The following is a 17,220-nucleotide window of genomic DNA, read 5'->3' on the forward strand; positions in this document are numbered from 1 at the left end:
TCGGCTTCGGAACTTTCGCCCCTCTGCCTTAGCGGCTTGTCTGACATTACTTTAGGCTGACATTTGATGTCAACTCTGTCGCAATATCAATTTTTTCTCGCCGCCACCTTCTGTTCAGACCCGTTAACCGGTTCTTAACGTCTCGCGGCGACGGATCAAAACATTAACCCTAAGTGGTTACAGAATGCAAATGTGCCCTTTGAACAGCACGAATGATGCGATAGCCGAAACGTCTTAACCCATGTCGGACCAATGATCCGCTAGTTCGTTGAAGATCTGCGTGTAGGAGATGATCGAGGCTGTGTCCTGCACGTTCAGTGGTGCAATGTAGACACGGCCCGCCTCTAATGCGGAGATGTCTTTCAACTCTTCGGTTCCGGCGAATGCGCGCATTGCCGGCACATACCCGTCGGCAGCAATGTCTTTCTGAGTCTCCGTTACAAAGAGGAACGTCGGCTCTGCCTCCACCAGTGCAGGAATATCCGCGGGATCCTCCGGCTTCAACGCGGGTGTGAGTTCGAGCATCTCGAATAGCGGCTGCCAGAGCGTGTCGCCGTCGGCCGGCTGAACGGTCACATCTTCCCCGTTGACGGTCAGCGCGGAGAAGGTCCACTTCTCGGAACGCGCTTCGATGGCGCGGCCACGCGCTTCGGAGAACTCCTTGTCCAGTTCGGCAGCTTCATCTTCTTTGCCGAAGATCGTGCCCAGCACCTGGATCTGCCGAACCATCTCCCAGTCGAGGGGGATGCCGTCACGGGGCGTGAGATCGACAAACGCCGCATCCGGACGTTCGGCAGCGGCACCATCTGCAGTTCCGGCAACGACAAGGTCGGCATCGCTGCGCGGATCCTGCAGCTCGACTCCGAGGCCTTCGAGCAGCTCACGGGAGCGGGCGTCTTGCGCGACGACACGCTTTGGCGCAGCGGGCACGGTCTTGACCCCCTCGTTGTCCTCGATCTCCACGGAGCTGCTGGAAGCAGCAGAAGAAGTCGTTGTTTCCGCCTGCGGCGTTTCGTTGGCAGGCGTTGTGCACGCGGTAAGCAACGCGCCTGAAGTGAGGAGCACGGCTCCCCGAAAAATTGCTCGGTTCATATCGCTGCTCAGCTTATCGGAAACGACAAAACCGCCGGCCGTTACTGACCAGCGGTTTCATCGCTTTGTGGAGATGCCGGGAATTGAACCCGGGTCCTTCGCCACTGCACCAGGGCTTCTCCGTGCGCAGTTCGCACAGAATCTCTGCTCGACCCTCCGGATCAGGCGAACATGTCCGGATGACGGGCCCAGCCGGTGAAAAGGTGTCCCCTCCGCGCCTCACCGGCACGGCGAGAGGGCAAGCTCCCTAGTCGATGCCAGGATCCGGGGCGGGAGCGAGCCCGGCCTGACAGACACGCGGTCGCTACTTAGGCAGCGAGGGCGTAGTCACGCTGAGAGTTCTTCTCTGCGTTTATCAAGTGCTGCGACGCTTAAATCGGTGGTCTCCAGCCTGCACCGGCACGCTTCCCCTGGTTTAGTCGGCGAAGTCGAAACCACATCATCCCCTTCGCGTCCTGCGGCGGGATCATGCATTGACCGCAGGAGAGATAACAATAGCGCTGATCAATACCGCACGTCAAGCAGGTGCAACGCGCAAGAATTCGACTACCGTGTCGGGATCGACATCCACAGCGAGGCGGACAGCGCGAGCGACGTTCACCGGGTCCATCTTCGGGCGATCCCCGTGCTTCGGGTCGGCGAGCATGTCGGTGTCAGTGCGGCCCGGGTGGATCGAGGTCACGCGGATCTTCCCTTTTTCCTCCAGGCGGAGGGCATCGGTGAACCCGCGCAGCGCGAATTTGGAGGCGCAGTACGCAGTGTTTTCTTCGACACCGTGGAAGCCAGCGCCGGAATTGATGGTGATGAGGAGACCACGCGATCGTCGTAAAGCGGGCAAAAGCTCGCGCGTGAGGGTGACGGGCGCGAGCACGTTGATGTCCATGGTCTCGCGCCACTGCTCGGCGTCGAGCTCGTCGAACGGCGCCTTGTGCAGTACGCCCGCGGCGTGAACGACGACGTCGACATTCTCGACCTTGCGCGCAGCCTCGACGATCGCCTGCTCGTCGCGCAGGTCGACCTCGAACGGCTCAGCGCTCGGAAGCTTATCGACGACCGCGCTCGCGTCCTTCGACGCCCCCACCAAAATGTGATGGTCTTTGCCCAGCTCCTCGGCAATGGCGCGGCCGATGCCGCGGGAAGCGCCGGTGATGAGGGCTGTTTTCATGCCTTGATCCCCTTGAATTTGCGGCCGAGTTCGCGCGCGATTTCGCGGTCCTCGGTGCGTTTCTTGATGTCCTGGCGGCGATCATAGTCCTGCTTGCCCTGCGCGAGGCCTAGCTCGACCTTGACGCGGCCGTCTTTGAGGTAGAGCTTCAGCGGAACAAGCGTGCGGTTACCGTCGCGGACCTTGCCTTCAAGCGTGTCGATCTCGCGGCGGTGCAGCAACAGCTTGCGGGTGCGCCGCGGCGAGTGGTTGGTCCACGACCCCATCGAATATTCGGGGATGTGGAGGTTACGGAGCCAGACTTCGCCGTCATCGATGGTCGCGAATGCCTCGACAAGGGATGCCTTGCCGTCGCGCAGGGACTTGATTTCCGTCCCCACCAGGACGACACCGGCCTCGTAGGTCTCGAGGATGTTGTAGTCATGGCGAGCTTTGCGGTTGGACGCGATGACGCCCGGACCGTCCTTCTTCTTTTTCTTCGCCATGCCTGACCTCCTACTTTCGCACGTAAGAGCGCAACGCTACCTGAGCGACTAGGCCCGATGCAACAAGCGCGACGAGGCCGACGAGCGGCATGACGGTCCACACGGCGCCGTCGGAAAGCTTCGCGATGAGCAGGTTCTCATACACGCCGGCCAACATCGGGTCGACGATCTGCGATTTGATCGCCCACACTCCCACCGTGGCGATGACCGCGCCGATGAACACGGAGATCAGCGCCTCAAGAATGAACGGCGCCTGCGTGAACCAGCGGGTCGCGCCCACCATGCGCATGATGCCGATCTCTTCGCGGCGGCTGTACGCGGCGAGCTGCACCATATTCGCGATCAAGAACGCGGCTGCCAGCGCCTGCGCCGCCGCAATGATGAATGTCGCATTGCGGAAGGAATCGAGCGAATCAGCCACACCGCGGACATCGCTGGCCTGGTCAGCGACGTATTCCACCTGCGGCATGTCGCGCACGGCGTCGATCGGCTCGGTATTCGTCGGATCCTCCAGCCGCACGTGCAGCGCCGCCGGCATCGAATCCTTCGAGGTCTCCTGCACCAGCACCGGGTCGGATTCCTGGAACAGCTCCACGAAACGCTCGTACGACTGCTCGCGGTTACGGAAGGTCACGGACTCGACGCGGTCATCCGCCTGCAGCTTGTCGCGCACTTCCGCACAGCTTGTCGACGAACAATCCTTGTCCCCCGCCGAGATCTCCTCGTTCAGCTCCACCATCACTTCCACACGGTCGAGGTAGAGGTCCTTCGTCTCGCTGGTGACCTTGGACATGAGAATGCCCGCACCGACCAGCGCCAAAGACAGCGCAGTGGTGATGATGAGCGCGATCGTCATGGTGAGGTTGCGGCCCAGACCGCGGAAGCCCTCACGGAAGATGAAATTCCAGTTCATTTCTTATGCCCCCACAGTTCCGTACACGCCGTGGCTCTCGTCGCGGACAAGCTTGCCCAGGTGCAGTTCAATGACCCGCTGGCGCATGTCGTTGACCGCGCGCGCATTGTGCGTGGACATGATCACGGTCGTGCCCATGCGGTTGATGCGGGCCAGCAGCGCCATGATGTCATCGGCGGTGGACGGGTCGAGGTTGCCCGTCGGCTCGTCGGCAAGCAAAAGATGCGGACGGTCCACGAACGCGCGCGCGATAGCCACGCGCTGCTGCTCGCCGCCGGACAGCTCATTCGGCATGCGGTTCGCCTTCGCGTCCAGGCCGACGATCTCCAGTGCCTCCGGCACCAGCTTCTTGATCTTCGACTTGGGCTTACCGATGACTTCGAGCGCGAACGCCACATTGTCGTACACGTTCAGCTTCGGCAGCAGCCGAAAATCCTGGAAGACATAGCCGATGGACTGGCGGAGCTTGTTCACCTCCTTGCCCTTCAGCTCGTTGACGTGGAAGTCGCCGAAGTGGATGTCTCCGCTGGTCACGTTCTCCTCGCGGATCAACAACTCCAAAAACGACGACTTGCCCGAGCCCGACGGGCCGATCAGAAAGACGAACTCGCCATTTTCAATCGTCAGCGAGATATCGTCCAGCGCCGGCCGCGTCGACGTCGGGTAGACCTTTGTCACATTCGAGAAAGTGATCACACGCGCCACTCTAGTGACAGACGCGGGCCGCACGGAAATCCCACTCGCGGAAACCGCAGGTGATTCAGGTGACGTTCAGGATTTTAGGATTCTTCGCCCTGCTGCTCCGCCATGCGCCAGCGGATACCGGCCTCGAGGAACCCGTCGAGGTCGCCGTCGAGCACCTTCTGCGGGTCGCCGACTTCGTAGTTGGTGCGCAAGTCTTTGACCATCTGGTACGGGTGCAGGACGTACGAGCGCATCTGGTTGCCCCAGCTGGCGTTGCCGCCGGCGCCGAGGGCGTCGAGCTCGGCTTTTTCCTCTTGGCGCTTGAGTTCCAGGAGCTTGGACTGCAAGACGTTCAGGGCCGAGGCCTTGTTCTGGATCTGGGACTTCTCGTTCTGGCAGGTCACCACAATGCCGGTGGGCTCGTGAGTGATGCGCACGGCGGAGTCGGTGGTGTTGACTGACTGGCCTCCGGGGCCGGAGGAGCGGTAGACGTCCACGCGGATGTCGGAGTCGGGGATGTCGATGTGGTCGGTCTGCTCCACCACCGGCAGAACCTCCACCTCGGCAAACGAGGTCTGGCGGCGGCCCTGGTTGTCGAAGGGCGAGATGCGGACGAGGCGGTGCGCGCCCTGCTCCACAGAGAGCTGGCCGTACATGTATTCGCCGTGGACAACGAAGGTCGCGGACTTGATGCCAGCTTCCTCGGCGTAGGAGATGTCGTAGACGTCGACCTTGTGGCCGTTCTTCTCCGCCCAGCGGGTGTACATGCGCATGAGCATTTCCGCCCAGTCAGCGGCATCGACACCGCCAGCGCCGGAGCGGATATTCACCACGGCCTCGCGCTCGTCGTATTCGCCGGACAGCATCGTGGTCACTTCCAGAGCGGAGATCTGGGTTCCCAGATCAGCCAGTTCGTCGTCGGCAAGCGATGCGTCGCCTTCCTCTTCCGCGAGTTCGTACATGACCGGAAGATCGTCGAGACGCTGGCGGAGGCCCGTGACTTTGCGCAGTTTGGCCTGCACGTTGGATAGCTCCGTGGTCACTTTCTGCGCGTGGTCGGGGTCGTCCCACAAGCTCGGGTCGGCGGCCTGCTGCTCCAGCTCGCGGGCGCGCGAATCCATCTCGTCTAGGTCCATGACCGACTCGATGGTGGTCAGGGTTGAGTCGAGGGACTGGATCCGGTTGCTGGTCTCTGGCTGCATACGTGCGAAGTCTAGTGGACTTCGTAAATCGCCTTCGAACCGCCGCCAGACGACCTACACTGTGTGGCGCACCCACACGGGCGCCCGCGGCAGCGGGCTGAGATCGCACTGAGACATAGCCGTGCGAGCACCGTCCGAACCTGTTTGGTTAGCACCAGCGAAGGAAGTAAGGAGCAGCCGATGGCTGATATTTACGCGTCTGAAATCCACCCGAAGCACTCGTACGCCCCGATTCTCGAAGACGGGCTTGAAGTTCCGGAAACTGCGATTGAGCTGGACGATTCCCCGACCGGGCCGAATGAGCCGTTCCGCGTGTACCGCACCCGCGGCCCGTGGGCCGAGCCGGAGGAAGGTCTGCCGGACCTGCGCAGCGAGTGGATCGCCGAGCGCGAGGACGTGGAAGCATACAAGGGCCGCGCACGGAACCTCGAGGACGACGGCACCCGCGCAATGAAGCGCGGCGCGGCCAGCGAGGAATGGCGTGGCGCGACCCGCCCGACCCTGCGCGCGAAGGACGGCAAGCGTGTCACGCAGATGGCGTATGCGCGACGGGGCGAGATCACCCCGGAGATGCGCTTTGTCGCGCTGCGCGAGCACTGCGACCCGGAGAAGGTCCGCGAGGAAGTCGCCGCCGGCCGCGCGATCATTCCGAACAACATCAACCACCCGGAGTCCGAGCCGATGATCATCGGCAATGCGTTTTTGACCAAGATCAATGCCAATATCGGCAATTCCGCGGTCACTTCTTCGATCCGCGAGGAAGTGGACAAGCTGCGCTGGGCCACCCGCTGGGGCGCGGACACCGTGATGGACCTGTCCACCGGCAACGACATCCACACCACCCGCGAGTGGATCCTGCGCAACTCCCCTGTCCCGATCGGCACCGTGCCGATCTACCAGGCGCTGGAGAAGGTCGGCGGCGTCGCCGAGGACCTGACGTGGGAGATCTTCCGCGACACAGTCATCGAGCAGGCTGAGCAGGGCGTCGACTACATGACCGTCCACGCGGGTGTTCGCCTGCCGTACGTCCCGCTGACCTCCAAGCGCGTCACCGGCATCGTCTCCCGCGGCGGCTCGATCATGGCCGGCTGGTGCCTCGCCCACCACAAGGAGTCCTTCCTCTACGAGAATTTCGACGAGCTGTGCGAGATTTTCGCCCAGTACGACATCGCATTCTCGCTTGGCGACGGCCTGCGCCCCGGCTCCGTCGCCGATGCCAACGACGCCGCTCAGTTCGCGGAGCTCAAAACCATTGGCGAGTTGTGCAAGCGCGCGTGGGACCACGATGTTCAGGTGATGATCGAAGGCCCCGGCCACGTCCCGCTGAACATGATTCAGGTCAACAACGAGAAGGAAGAAGAATGGTGCGGCGGCGCCCCCTTCTACACTCTCGGCCCCTTGGTCACCGATATCGCGCCCGGCTACGACCACATCACTTCCGCGATCGGCGCCGCGAATATCGCCATGGGCGGCACCGCGATGCTCTGCTACGTCACCCCGAAAGAGCACCTCGGCCTGCCGAATAAGGACGATGTGAAAACCGGTGTGATCACCTACAAGATCGCCGCTCACGCCGCCGACGTGGCGAAGGGCCACCCGGGTGCGCGCGATTGGGACGACGCGATGAGCAAGGCCCGCTTCGAATTCCGCTGGCACGACCAGTTCGCACTCTCCCTCGACCCAGAGACCGCGCAGGCGTACCACGACGAGACGCTGCCCGCCGAGCCCGCCAAGACGGCGCACTTCTGCTCGATGTGCGGCCCGAAGTTCTGCTCGATGCGCATCAGCCAGGACATTCGCGACGAATTCGGCGACGCGATCGACGAGGCCCTGGACGACAAGAACAAGAAGCTCATCGCCGATCTGGGTATCCCAAGCTTCGCCGGCGGCACCGACTACCGCCGCGGCGAGCGCGAAATGGCCAAGGAATTCCACAAGCTCGGCTCGAATGTCTACGTTCAGGAATAATGGCGGCTGTGTCTACCGCAGCTTTCATTGATTCGCACCGCAATTCCACTGACGCCGAGCTCGCACAAGCCCTCGTCGAGACAGCCGGGGGCCTGGCGCTGAGCATGCGCGACGAAGGGCTCGAGACCGGCCAAAAGACCTCGGTGTCCGACGTTGTCACCAACGCCGACACAGCAGCCGAGGACTTCGTCGCGGGAGCACTCGACGCCCTGCGCCCCGAGGACGGAATCGTGGGAGAAGAGGGCGCAGCGAAGACGTCGACAAGCGGGCGCACGTGGGTGATCGACCCGGTGGACGGCACGTACAACTTCGCGTCGGGCTCCGATTATTTCTGCTCCGCGCTCGCGCTCGTCGAGGGCGAGGCCAGCGACCCCGCACGCATTCTGACCAGCGCGATTCACCGCCCAGCGCTCGCCACGACGTGGGTCGCAGACAACGGCACCGCGACACGGAACGGCCGCACGCTTGAGCAGCTTATCGACGCCCCGTTGCCCCACCTGGCGCTCGCCACCTACCTCCACCCCACGTCGATGAAAGACGAGGCCATCCGGAACGCGTGGCTGGACGCCACAAACTGTGCTGCCACCGTGCGGATGTTCGGCGCCGGCTCCATCGATCTGGCGACCGTCGCTTCCGGCGGGATCGGCGGCTGGCTGCAGCACTCTGTCGCCGACTGGGATTGGCTGCCCGGCAAAGCACTCGTCGAGGCTGCCGGCGGCAAGGCCGTGAAATCCGATGCCGGTGGGGTCACATGGTGCGTTGCCGGAAACCGCCAGCTCGTCGACGAAGTGCTGGCTAAGCTTGAACAGCATGGCTAACTACTCCGACGACCTCGCCCTCGCCCTCGAACTGGCTGAGCTTGCCGACGCAATAACCCTCGAGCGCTTCGAATCCGCCGACCTGAAGGTGGAAACGAAGCCCGACATGACCCCCGTTTCCGACGCCGATGTGGCAGTCGAGGGCGCGCTGCGCGACAAGCTCGGCACCGCCCGCCCCGCCGACGCCGTCCTCGGCGAAGAATTCGGTGGCGATGTGCAGTTCTCCGGCCGCCAATGGGTCATCGACCCGATCGACGGCACCAAGAATTTCGTCCGCGGCGTGCCCGTGTGGGCGACACTCATCTCCCTGCTTGAGGACGGCAAACCCGTCGTCGGCGTCATCAGCGCCCCTGCCCTGGCACGCCGCTGGTATGCCAGTGAGGCCGCCGGTGCGTGGCGCACATTCGCTGACGGCAGCGTCACCCGGCTGGGGGTCTCGGGGGTTGCGGGGCTGGAGGATGCGTCGATAAGCATCTCTTCCTTGAGCGGCTGGCGCGACCGCGGGTTGCGTGACCAGCTGATTTCGCTCACCGACGATGCGTGGCGCCTGCGCGGCTACGGCGATTTCTTCTCCTACTGCCTGGTCGCCGAGGGCGCCGTGGACATTGCCGCCGAACCCGAAGTCTCCCTCTGGGACCTGGCCGCCCTGTCCGTCCTCGTGACTGAGGCCGGCGGCCGCTTCACCTCGCTTGCTGGCGAGGACGGCCCGCACGGCGGCGATGCCGTGGCCACTAACGGCCTGCTGCACGACGAGGTGCTCGGCCGCCTCAGCTAGCGCGCCAGGCGGAAGCCGTTGCCCACGCCCGGCGCGGCGTTGAGGTCGCGGATGATCGCGTCGATGCTCGTGGACACCGTCGGCGAGTGGATCGGCCCCTGCAGCGGGCTCATGCACTGCAGGTTCGCATTCCGCGGGATCGAGGAGCCGTTGACCAGCCCGACTAGGCGCGTGCCGGAATACAGCGGCGCGCCCGAATCGCCCGCCATCGCGCAGACCTGCGACTGCTGGCGCACGCCGTCCGTCATCCAGTTGATTCCGCAGGTCACACCCGACGCGTAGCCGTTCTTGCACAGCTGGTCGCCGGTGCGCACCGACCCGCCCGTCGAGCGGATCGTCGTGCCGTTGTAACTCGCCGTCAGGTCCGCGCGCGGGCCGAGTTCGATGACCGCGTAGTCCATCGCCCCGTTCTTCCGCGCGACCCGGCCCGTCGGGCCCGCCGCGAACGAATCTGACGCGACCACCTGGTCGCCGACGTTGCCGCAGTGCCCCGCGGTGAGCGCTACCTTGCGCCCCGCCCCGTCGGTGCCGACCGCCGCGACCGTGCACATACCGTACAACCCGACGTAGATCGGCGCGCCCGGGCCGTACAGCGCACGCCCGCGCGACGCCGCATGCTTCGCACCCGGATTCGCCCGCTGTGCGTCGAACCACGAGCCCGGCACGCGGTGCAGCACACCCGGCGCGAACGGCTTGCCCGCCAGCACCTTTGCCGCCGGGTCCGTTCGCCACTGGTAGTTCGGGTCGACCTGCGCAGTCGCCTGTGGTGCAGCTACCAGAGCCAGCGCAGCTAACGCCGCTGCCGCCAAAGCCCGGATCTTCATGTGGTCGTCCCTTCTCCCAGAGGATCTGAATAGACAAACCGTACCGTACGGGTGTGTCCCTACAATGGCGCACATGACCGAACTCGACCTCCGCTGCTATTTCGTCACCGGCGCCGGTGCCCCCGACCAGATCGTGGAGACCGCCCGTGCTGCCGCCCAGGGTGGTGCCGGCATCATCCAGGTGCGCAGCAAACCCATCAGCGCACGCGATCTGTACGACCTCAGTTTGTCCGTGGTCACCGCCGTGCACGAGGTCAACCCCGCCACACGCGTGCTTATCGACGACCGCGTTGACGTCGCCCTCGCCCTCGCCCCTCACGGTGTCGCCGGTATCCACATCGGCCAGGACGATCTGAACCCCCGCATCGCTCGCGACCTGCTCGGCCCCGATGCCATCATCGGCCTGACCACCGGCACCCTGGAGCTGGTCGAAGCCGCCAACGACTTCTCCGACGTCATTGACTACATCGGTGCCGGCCCCTTCCGCGACACCCCGACCAAGGACTCGGGCCGCGCTCCCCTGGGCCTCGACGGCTACCCCGCCCTCGTCGCAGCATCGGAGCTGCCCATCGTCGCCATCGGCGATGTCACCGTCGACGATGCCGAGAACCTCGCCCGCACCGGCGTCGACGGCGTCGCCATCGTCCGCGGCATCATGAATGCCGAGGATCCGCGCGACTACGTTGAGCGCGTGGTGGCCAGCGTCGACCGCGGCCGCAGCTAACTCGCGAAACTGTCGGCACATCCGCGCTTCTCCGCCTTCGGCATCACGTAGGAGTCGTTCCTGACCGGCAGCGAGTGGTTGTAGGACACGTAGCGGCTGCCGTCCCCGAAGTCGAAGACGATCTCGTCTCCGTGACGGGTGATTTCGGCGTAGCCCTCCGTGACCAGCGAGTGGCACGCGGAGCACAGCGGGATGAGGTTGTCCATGTCCGTCAGGCCGCCATTGGCCCACTCCTGCATGTGGTGGAATTCCATGAAGCGCGTGTGCGTGCATCCCGGCATCGCGCACTGCCCGCCCCACATTCCCAACAGGGAGCGGATCTGCCCATCCGTTGCCAAACGCGTCGAACGCCCCGCGTTGATGATCAATCCGCGGTCATCGACCGTGTCCAGGCGCACCAGCGCATTGGCCACGAGGTTCGCCAGCCCCTCCGATGCCACCCCGGCATTATTGGGAAGGTACGCTCGGCCATCCAATGTCGCCATCACGCTGACCTGCGCGCCCGGCGCCCGGAGCTTGCTCTGCGGTTGCGACCTGACCGCGTTGACCATGCCCATCAGCGCGTGGACCATCGCACGCCCCGTCGGCAAACCGAAGCCCGAAACGTCCTTCTTGGCCTGCATCTTCTCTTCTTCCTCCTCCTTCGCCTTGATGAGGGCATCCAGCTTGGCCGGGTCGACGTATCCGTCCTCCCCGATGAGCGAACTCAGCTCCTCCTCGCTCGCCGCGAATGCGAGATGCCCGATCTTCAGCGCGGCGCAGAAGGCATCCCCGTCGACGTGATTGAGCCGCGCCCAAAGCGTCAGGTCCCCGTCATCTTCCTTCGCCATCCGCAGGTAGTACTCCTTTTTCGGCTTATCATCGCCGGCCTTTTCACGTCCGGCCAGCGCGCATTCCAGGCCGTTATGCCCCAGCTCCATCCCCTTTTCCACCAGCTCAACCTCATTCTCAGGCGTGAGATACTTGAGCAACAGCCGCAGCGCCGAGTAGCTCAAATTCCCCGCTGCGAACATCTCCGCCAGATACGGAAAATTCAGCAGCTGCCGCGCCACGTACACATACTCGTGCGCCGACGACTCAGAGATCCCCAGACGGCGCATCAGCCACGTCGCCGTGCTGGACGCCCCACATTCCTGGGCGAGACCGCGACGGTCGAACTCCCCGATCATCTCCAAGAGACCAGCCTTCGAACGCATCATCGAGCGATACCTATCAACAATCTCTTCGGCCAGCACTTCAGCCCTCAGCTCGGACTCCGCTTCCATCACCAACATGATTCCCCCCAATGGTTGTTTGCTTTTGTTAAACGAACCATACAAAACGACTTGGACACACTCGCACAAGCGTTCGAACATGCCTGGTCAGAGACTCCGCAGTGCGGAGTTCCTGCACGTTTGCAAAGCGCTTATCGACGCCCCAAACAACCCCTTTAAACGCAGACATGCAGCCCCTAAAACTCCGCACTGCGGAGTCCCTGCGGTTTCTCAATCACCTACCGACGCCTGCACCGCCCCCAACTCCACACTGCGGAGTTCCTGCACGTTTGCAAAGCGCTTATCGACGCCAGCGCCGCCCCAACTCCGCACTGCGGAGTCCCTGCAGATTTACAAACGCCTACCGACGCCAGCGCCAACTCCGCACTGCGGAGTCCCTGCAGATTTGCAAACGCCCCTAGAGCACTAGAACAAGTCGATAAGCGTCATGCCTCCAAGGACGACGGTAATCACGAAAATGATGCCGCCGATGATGTTGGTCGCCAAGCCGTTGACGTGATCGCCGAGGAGCTTCTTGTTGTTCATGGTGTAAAGCAGGAAGAAGGCGACACCGGGCAGGAGGATGCCGTTGGCGGCCTGGGCAAGGATGATGACCTGCACTGGGTTGACACCGGTGATAGCGATGATGGCGCCGACGATGACGACAGTGAGGTAGATGGCGCGGAATTTGTTGTCTTTCAGGTCGCGGGACCAGCCCATGACTCCGCAGATGGCGTAGGCGGCGCCAAGAGGGCCGGCGACGGCAGAGGTCATGCCGGCGGCAAAGAGGCCGATGGCAAGGACCCAGGGGGCGGCGTCGCCAAGCATGGGGCGAAGGGGCTCGGCGAGGTCGGCGGCAGACTCAGCCTCCAAACCCTGACTGAACACCACGGTCGCGGCGGTGGTGAGAATGGCCAGCGTGATCAGGCCGCCGATGGAAATCGAGACGACGTTGTCCACGCGCGCCTTCTTCATAGCGAGGCCTTGCGGTTCATCGCCCCATTTCTCCTGCACCAGGTTGGAATGGAGGAAAACGTTGTACGGAACGACCGTGGTGCCGATCAGAGCGATGGCAGTCAGGGCGGCGCCAGCGGGCACCTCGGGAACGAAGATGCCGTGGAGAAGCGCGCCAACATCGGGCTTCACGGCCACAGCGGTGACAAGGAAGACGCCGACAAGAATGATCACCAGCAAAGTCATGAAGCGCTCGAAGAATTTATAACTTCCAGTGAGCAGCAGCAGGACGAGCACAGCGACGATGATGCCGGAGAGGACGGGGACTGGAAGGTGGGTCACGTCGCTAAGCGCGAGGGCTGTGCCCGTCGTGTCGCCACCCGCATACGCCGCGCCGCCGATGCCGATAGCCGTGACAATGAGCACGATCATGAAGAGCTTGGCCACGGGCGATTCGAAGGTCGCGCGCATCGCTTCGCCCGTGCTGATTTTGCCCATCAATCCCAGGCGGGCGGACATTTCCTGCAGGATGATTGTGGCGATGATGGAAAACACGATTGCCCAGCTCAGCGCGAAGCCGAAGCTTGCGCCAGTGACTGTGGCGGTGGTGACGGTGCCCGGCCCGATGAATGAGGCACTGATGAGTAGCCCGGGGCCGAGCCATGCGGAGCGTTGTTTCTTGGCGGTGGACATGAGACCTGTCTCCTATCGCTAGTGACATGTGCTCCACATCACTTTATGTGAGAAAGTGTCAGCAGTCTTCCATATCCACGAAAGCTTCCTCGACCGAGTCGTGTTCCTCGCGGGCTTCCTCCCACACTTCCTTGGCGGCAGACAGGTTCACGGCGGCGATGATCGCGCCGACGATGATGTCGAACCAGGCGGTAGCCCACACAAAGGTGAGCAGGCCGGCGACGATGATGAGGACATTCGCGAGGGCGTCGTTACGCGCGGCAAGCCATGCGCCGGTGGCCAGCGAGGACCCTTCGTTGCGCAGGCGCAGCAGGATCACGGCGCAGATCAGGTTGACCACGAGCGCGCCGACGGCGACACCGGTCAAACCCTCAGGCGACGGCGGCTCCGGGTTCATGATTTTGAGCACGACGGTCACGATCGCGGCGATCGCGGGGATCAAGATCAAGGCGGCGAGCACGGAGCCCGCTTTACGACGGCGCGCCGCCGACCACGCCACCGCAAAGAACACGAGCATGTTGATGGCGGTGTCCTCAAGGAAGTCCGCCGAGTCGGCAAAAAGAGACGCCGATCCGATCGCGATGGCCGCTGCGAACTCGACGAAGAAATAGCCGAAGTTCAGCAGCGCCACGATCAGAACGGCGCGGCGAATACGCTGTTCAGTCATGGCTAGTAGCTGCTGAACCCGTCCTCAGACAGGGAGTGCTTCTCGTCGCCGGTGATCGCCGGGTTGAACACGGAGACCAGGATCAGGTCCTCATCCTTGCCACCGCGCAGGTAGTGGGCGTCGTGCTCGTCGAGGACGTAGATGGTGCCCGGGGTGATCGGGTAGACATTGCCCTCGGTGTCTTCGACCTCGCCGGAGCCGCCGATGCAGTAGCAGGCCTCGAGGTGGTTGCGGTACTGCAGCTTCGACTCGGTGCCGGCACGCACGACGGTGTGAGCAACGGCATAACCCATATTGTCCTTGGCGGTCAGCAGGCGCTCGGAGGTGCCGCCACCCCACTCAACAGTCTCGACATCGTCACGGGAACGAATAAACATAGTCTCTCCTTAACTAAATCGGTTGCTCTATCCACGCTAAAGGAATTTCGGTTTCCGCGAGGCGCGTATGGTCGGGATCATGATCCTTGCCATCATTCTCGCGGAGGTCGCGTACTGGCTCTGCTTGTTCGGCGGGATGATTCTGCGCTACGTGTTCAGGCTCCCAAAAACGGGATACGCCCTGCTGGTAGCCACCATCCCGATCAATTTCGTGCTACTCATCTACACGTTTTGGAGCATCGCGGACATGCGCTGGGCAAATTTCTTTCATGGGCTCGGCGCGTTCTATGCAGTTTTCGCCATCGCTTTTGGCAAGGACCTCATCCAGGCAATGGACCACAAGTGGCGTGGCACTTCGGACGTGAGCGGCAAGGGATTCGACCTCACCCGTTGTGTCATCGCATGCGTGATCACGATCGTGATTTTGGCGGCGATGATCACGCTCACGGGTCTTGCGGGCAGTTTCTGGTTGATCTACTGGATCATCGCGGTCGCTTTCATTCCGTTGTTCTGGTGGGCGATCGATAAATGGCAGCAAAGAAGGAAAGCATGAAGGTTGCAGTAATCGGCGGGGGCATTATCGGCTTATCGACGGCGCTTCGTCTCGCCGACGGCGGCCACTTAGTCACGGTCTACGACCCGGAGCCTGCCAGCGGCGCGACCTGGCATGCGGGCGGCATGCTCGCACCGGCGGCAGAGGTGGTGTACAAGCAGGACCCGCTGTTTCCGCTGATGATCGCGGCGGGAAAGTGGTACCCGGAGCTGATCGAGCTCACACAGAAGTACACGGACTCCCCCACCGGCTACCGCACTGACGGAACGCTGGTGGTGGCGAAAGACCGCGCGGATAAGACGCACCTGGAGGAATTGCAGGTCTACCAGGAGCTCCACGGGATGACCACGGAGAGAGTCACTACGCGGGAGGCAAGGAAGCTGGAGGGGGCGCTGGCGCCGTCGATAAGCGGTGCCGTCCATATTCCCGGCGACCACCAGGTCCGTCCGCGGCTATTCGCTACCGCTTTGCAGGATGCGTGCGCCAACGCCGGAGTCGAGTTCGTTGCGGAGGCCGTGAGCGATGTCAACGACGTCGATGCCGAGCAGGTCGTGCTGGCCAACGGGCTCGGCGCGCGCGAGACGACGGGCTGGTTCGACGGCGAGAACCCGCTGAAACTTAGGCCGGTCTACGGCGACATGGTGGAGCTGCGTGTGCCGGAGCATCAGCGGCCGTTGATCGACCATGTGATTCGCGGTTTCGTCGAAGACCGGCCGATTTACCTGATTCCGCGTGAGGACGGCACGCTCACGATCGGGGCGACGACGCGCGAGGACGATCGGGCGCAACCGCAGGCGAGCGGCGTGCTGCAACTGCTGCGCGACGCCAGCGAGATCGTGCCCGGCATCGAGGATTGCGATTTCATCGAAACGCACGTCGGCGCGCGCCCCGGTTCGCCGGACGACCTGCCGTATCTCGGCCGTGTCAGCGACCGCGTGGTGGTGTCCACCGGCTATTTCCGCCACGGCATTCTGCTCGCCGCCATGGGCGCGAAGTGCGGGGCCGCGCTGGTCGAAGGTGCACAGCCACCCGTAGAGTTGGAAGCCTGTGATCCCCTGCGTCATTCAAGGAGGAACTAATGCAGCTGATCGTCAACGATGAAGAAATCACGACGGAGGCAGGAAGCGTCGATAAGCTTCTGCGCGAGCGCCTCGGCGAGGTACCCGCGGGCACGGCCGTCGCGGTGAACGGCGATGTCGTTCCGCGCTCCGAGTGGGAGACGACAAAGCTTGACGACGGCGCGAAGGTAGACATCCTCACCGCCGTGCAGGGAGGCTAGCGATGCTGGAAATCGCTGGCAAGAAATTCGACTCGCACCTGATCATGGGCACCGGCGGGGCGAGCTCGCAGGACATGCTCGAGCGCGCACTGGTCGCCTCAGGCACCGAGCTGACCACGGTGGCGATGCGCCGTTTCGCCGCGAAGCAGGACAGCGCAGGCGAATCCGTCTTCGATTTGCTGAACCGCCTGAATATTGCGCCACTGCCGAATACCGCGGGCTGCCGCACGGCACGCGATGCGGTGATCACGGCGAAGCTCGCGCGGGAGGCGCTGGGCACCGACTGGGTGAAACTCGAGGTCATCGCCGACGACCACACGCTCCTGCCGGACGTCGTGGAAACGGTCGACGCGTGTGAGCTGCTTATCGACGAAGGATTCACTGTCCTCGCCTATACCTCCGACGATCCGGTGGCGGCGAAGAAGCTCGAGGACTTGGGTGCTGCCGCCGTCATGCCGCTCGGCTCCCCCATCGGCACCGGCCTGGGAATCCTGAACCCGCATAATATCGAGCTGATCTGCTCCCGCGCGGAAGTGCCCATCCTCATCGACGCGGGCGTCGGCACTGCCTCGGATGCCGCGCTGGCGATGGAGCTCGGCTGCGACGGTGTGCTGCTGGCCAGCGCCGTCAACCGCTGCCAGGACCCTGAAGCCATGGCACGAGCAATGCGCCTGGCTGTGGAAGGCGGCATGCTCGCACGCAGTGCAGGGCGGATTCCGAAGAGGGAGCACGCAGTGGCCTCGTCAAGCTTTGAGGGATTAGCCAGTTGGGCTGACCAGGTCCTGTAATTCTGC

The 17,220-nt window shown here is 63.3% G+C and carries 19 protein-coding genes, 1 other RNA gene and 1 riboswitch; of the genes, 8 read left to right on the plus strand and 12 right to left on the minus strand.

The features are described from left to right. Nucleotides 1-234: 234 nt before the first annotated feature. The 7 genes from M3G19_RS10085 to prfB all read right to left on the minus strand — a co-directional run bounded on the left by M3G19_RS10085 (nt 235) and on the right by prfB (nt 5,541). Nucleotides 235-1,065, minus strand: coding sequence for an ABC transporter substrate-binding protein (locus M3G19_RS10085; protein ID WP_259902500.1), 831 nt, complete (start codon nt 1,063-1,065; stop codon nt 235-237). A gap of 92 nt (nt 1,066-1,157) precedes the next feature. Beyond that, nucleotides 1,158-1,539, minus strand: a transfer-messenger RNA (tmRNA) gene (ssrA, locus tag M3G19_RS10090). A gap of 70 nt (nt 1,540-1,609) precedes the next feature. After that, nucleotides 1,610-2,257 carry an SDR family oxidoreductase gene (locus tag M3G19_RS10095; protein WP_259902501.1) on the minus strand — a complete coding sequence of 216 codons (648 nt, stop codon included), beginning with the start codon at nt 2,255-2,257 and terminating at the stop codon, nt 1,610-1,612. Beyond that, nucleotides 2,254-2,742: an SsrA-binding protein SmpB gene (gene smpB / locus M3G19_RS10100; protein ID WP_210574067.1), complete on the minus strand. Its 489-nt coding sequence runs from the start codon at nt 2,740-2,742 to the stop codon at nt 2,254-2,256. Before smpB ends, M3G19_RS10095 begins: the two co-directional genes overlap by 4 nt. Nucleotides 2,743-2,752: 10 nt before the next feature. Further along, complete coding sequence (gene ftsX / locus M3G19_RS10105; RefSeq protein ID WP_259902502.1) at nt 2,753-3,655, minus strand: permease-like cell division protein FtsX; 903 nt, start codon at nt 3,653-3,655, stop codon at nt 2,753-2,755. Nucleotides 3,656-3,658: 3 nt separating this feature from the next. Further along, the gene (ftsE, locus tag M3G19_RS10110; RefSeq protein ID WP_259902503.1) at nt 3,659-4,351 is read right to left on the minus strand and encodes a cell division ATP-binding protein FtsE; all 693 of its coding nucleotides are present in this window, start codon (nt 4,349-4,351) and stop codon (nt 3,659-3,661) included. 83 nt (nt 4,352-4,434) lie between these two features. Further along, the gene (gene prfB, locus M3G19_RS10115) at nt 4,435-5,541 is read right to left on the minus strand and encodes a peptide chain release factor 2 (RefSeq protein WP_259902504.1); all 1,107 of its coding nucleotides are present in this window, start codon (nt 5,539-5,541) and stop codon (nt 4,435-4,437) included. 66 nt (nt 5,542-5,607) lie between these two features. Next, nucleotides 5,608-5,724, plus strand: a riboswitch (TPP riboswitch). On the opposite strand from prfB, the gene thiC reads away from it, so the two are divergent. From thiC to hisN, 3 genes are all read left to right on the plus strand, one after another. Then, nucleotides 5,722-7,509 (plus strand): phosphomethylpyrimidine synthase ThiC, encoded by a 1,788-nt coding sequence (gene thiC, locus M3G19_RS10120; protein ID WP_259902505.1) that lies wholly within the window; start codon nt 5,722-5,724, stop codon nt 7,507-7,509. It overlaps the preceding riboswitch by 3 nt. Then, complete coding sequence (locus tag M3G19_RS10125) at nt 7,509-8,327, plus strand: inositol monophosphatase family protein (protein WP_259902506.1); 819 nt, start codon at nt 7,509-7,511, stop codon at nt 8,325-8,327. Before thiC ends, M3G19_RS10125 begins: the two co-directional genes overlap by 1 nt. Further along, the gene (hisN, locus tag M3G19_RS10130; RefSeq protein ID WP_259902507.1) at nt 8,320-9,102 is read left to right on the plus strand and encodes a histidinol-phosphatase; all 783 of its coding nucleotides are present in this window, start codon (nt 8,320-8,322) and stop codon (nt 9,100-9,102) included. Before M3G19_RS10125 ends, hisN begins: the two co-directional genes overlap by 8 nt. Here the strand turns inward: hisN and M3G19_RS10135 are convergent. Next, the gene (locus M3G19_RS10135; RefSeq protein WP_259902508.1) at nt 9,099-9,926 is read right to left on the minus strand and encodes a S1 family peptidase; all 828 of its coding nucleotides are present in this window, start codon (nt 9,924-9,926) and stop codon (nt 9,099-9,101) included. The genes hisN and M3G19_RS10135 overlap by 4 nt on opposite strands. A gap of 73 nt (nt 9,927-9,999) precedes the next feature. Between M3G19_RS10135 and M3G19_RS10140 the strand changes: the two genes are divergently transcribed. Continuing rightward, nucleotides 10,000-10,650, plus strand: a complete 651-nt coding sequence (locus M3G19_RS10140) for a thiamine phosphate synthase (protein ID WP_259902509.1) — start codon at nt 10,000-10,002, stop codon at nt 10,648-10,650. Here the strand turns inward: M3G19_RS10140 and M3G19_RS10145 are convergent. From M3G19_RS10145 to M3G19_RS10160, 4 genes are all read right to left on the minus strand, one after another. Further along, nucleotides 10,647-11,924 carry an HNH endonuclease signature motif containing protein gene (locus tag M3G19_RS10145; protein ID WP_259902510.1) on the minus strand — a complete coding sequence of 426 codons (1,278 nt, stop codon included), beginning with the start codon at nt 11,922-11,924 and terminating at the stop codon, nt 10,647-10,649. The genes M3G19_RS10140 and M3G19_RS10145 overlap by 4 nt on opposite strands. 405 nt (nt 11,925-12,329) lie before the next feature. Then, entirely contained in the window at nt 12,330-13,550 is a 1,221-nt protein-coding gene (locus M3G19_RS10150) for an Nramp family divalent metal transporter (RefSeq protein WP_259902511.1), read from the minus strand. 58 nt (nt 13,551-13,608) lie between these two features. Next, nucleotides 13,609-14,217 carry a cation transporter gene (locus M3G19_RS10155; protein ID WP_259902512.1) on the minus strand — a complete coding sequence of 203 codons (609 nt, stop codon included), beginning with the start codon at nt 14,215-14,217 and terminating at the stop codon, nt 13,609-13,611. Between the two features lie 2 nt (nt 14,218-14,219). After that, nucleotides 14,220-14,594: an ectoine synthase gene (locus M3G19_RS10160; protein ID WP_259902513.1), complete on the minus strand. Its 375-nt coding sequence runs from the start codon at nt 14,592-14,594 to the stop codon at nt 14,220-14,222. 79 nt (nt 14,595-14,673) lie between these two features. Between M3G19_RS10160 and M3G19_RS10165 the strand changes: the two genes are divergently transcribed. The 4 genes from M3G19_RS10165 to M3G19_RS10180 are packed head-to-tail and all read left to right on the plus strand — an operon-like array spanning nt 14,674 to nt 17,214. Continuing rightward, nucleotides 14,674-15,147 carry a hypothetical protein gene (locus M3G19_RS10165; protein WP_259902514.1) on the plus strand — a complete coding sequence of 158 codons (474 nt, stop codon included), beginning with the start codon at nt 14,674-14,676 and terminating at the stop codon, nt 15,145-15,147. Next, nucleotides 15,144-16,226: a glycine oxidase ThiO gene (thiO, locus tag M3G19_RS10170; protein ID WP_259902516.1), complete on the plus strand. Its 1,083-nt coding sequence runs from the start codon at nt 15,144-15,146 to the stop codon at nt 16,224-16,226. The genes M3G19_RS10165 and thiO overlap by 4 nt, the downstream gene beginning before the upstream one ends. Next, a complete protein-coding gene (thiS, locus tag M3G19_RS10175; RefSeq protein WP_259902518.1) occupies nt 16,226-16,426 on the plus strand; it encodes a sulfur carrier protein ThiS in 201 nt (66 codons plus the stop codon). The genes thiO and thiS overlap by 1 nt, the downstream gene beginning before the upstream one ends. A gap of 2 nt (nt 16,427-16,428) precedes the next feature. Continuing rightward, nucleotides 16,429-17,214 (plus strand): thiazole synthase, encoded by a 786-nt coding sequence (locus M3G19_RS10180; RefSeq protein ID WP_259902519.1) that lies wholly within the window; start codon nt 16,429-16,431, stop codon nt 17,212-17,214. Nucleotides 17,215-17,220 lie beyond the last annotated feature (6 nt).

This window comes from Corynebacterium sp. p3-SID1194 (genome assembly GCF_025144155.1).
Taxonomy (GTDB): Bacteria; Actinomycetota; Actinomycetes; order Mycobacteriales; family Mycobacteriaceae; genus Corynebacterium.

Coding starts and splice junctions, on each gene's coding strand:
- smpB (WP_210574067.1), bottom strand. CDS start 2,742: ATGGCGAAGAAAAAGAAGAAGGACGGTCCGGGCGTCATCGCGTCCAAC.
- M3G19_RS10180 (WP_259902519.1), top strand. CDS start 16,429: ATGCTGGAAATCGCTGGCAAGAAATTCGACTCGCACCTGATCATGGGC.
- thiC (WP_259902505.1), top strand. CDS start 5,722: ATGGCTGATATTTACGCGTCTGAAATCCACCCGAAGCACTCGTACGCC.
- thiO (WP_259902516.1), top strand. CDS start 15,144: ATGAAGGTTGCAGTAATCGGCGGGGGCATTATCGGCTTATCGACGGCG.
- M3G19_RS10145 (WP_259902510.1), bottom strand. CDS start 11,924: ATGTTGGTGATGGAAGCGGAGTCCGAGCTGAGGGCTGAAGTGCTGGCC.
- M3G19_RS10125 (WP_259902506.1), top strand. CDS start 7,509: ATGGCGGCTGTGTCTACCGCAGCTTTCATTGATTCGCACCGCAATTCC.
- M3G19_RS10140 (WP_259902509.1), top strand. CDS start 10,000: ATGACCGAACTCGACCTCCGCTGCTATTTCGTCACCGGCGCCGGTGCC.
- M3G19_RS10135 (WP_259902508.1), bottom strand. CDS start 9,926: ATGAAGATCCGGGCTTTGGCGGCAGCGGCGTTAGCTGCGCTGGCTCTG.
- M3G19_RS10155 (WP_259902512.1), bottom strand. CDS start 14,217: ATGACTGAACAGCGTATTCGCCGCGCCGTTCTGATCGTGGCGCTGCTG.
- ftsX (WP_259902502.1), bottom strand. CDS start 3,655: ATGAACTGGAATTTCATCTTCCGTGAGGGCTTCCGCGGTCTGGGCCGC.
- hisN (WP_259902507.1), top strand. CDS start 8,320: ATGGCTAACTACTCCGACGACCTCGCCCTCGCCCTCGAACTGGCTGAG.
- M3G19_RS10095 (WP_259902501.1), bottom strand. CDS start 2,257: ATGAAAACAGCCCTCATCACCGGCGCTTCCCGCGGCATCGGCCGCGCC.
- M3G19_RS10165 (WP_259902514.1), top strand. CDS start 14,674: ATGATCCTTGCCATCATTCTCGCGGAGGTCGCGTACTGGCTCTGCTTG.
- prfB (WP_259902504.1), bottom strand. CDS start 5,541: ATGCAGCCAGAGACCAGCAACCGGATCCAGTCCCTCGACTCAACCCTG.
- thiS (WP_259902518.1), top strand. CDS start 16,226: ATGCAGCTGATCGTCAACGATGAAGAAATCACGACGGAGGCAGGAAGC.
- M3G19_RS10160 (WP_259902513.1), bottom strand. CDS start 14,594: ATGTTTATTCGTTCCCGTGACGATGTCGAGACTGTTGAGTGGGGTGGC.
- M3G19_RS10150 (WP_259902511.1), bottom strand. CDS start 13,550: ATGTCCACCGCCAAGAAACAACGCTCCGCATGGCTCGGCCCCGGGCTA.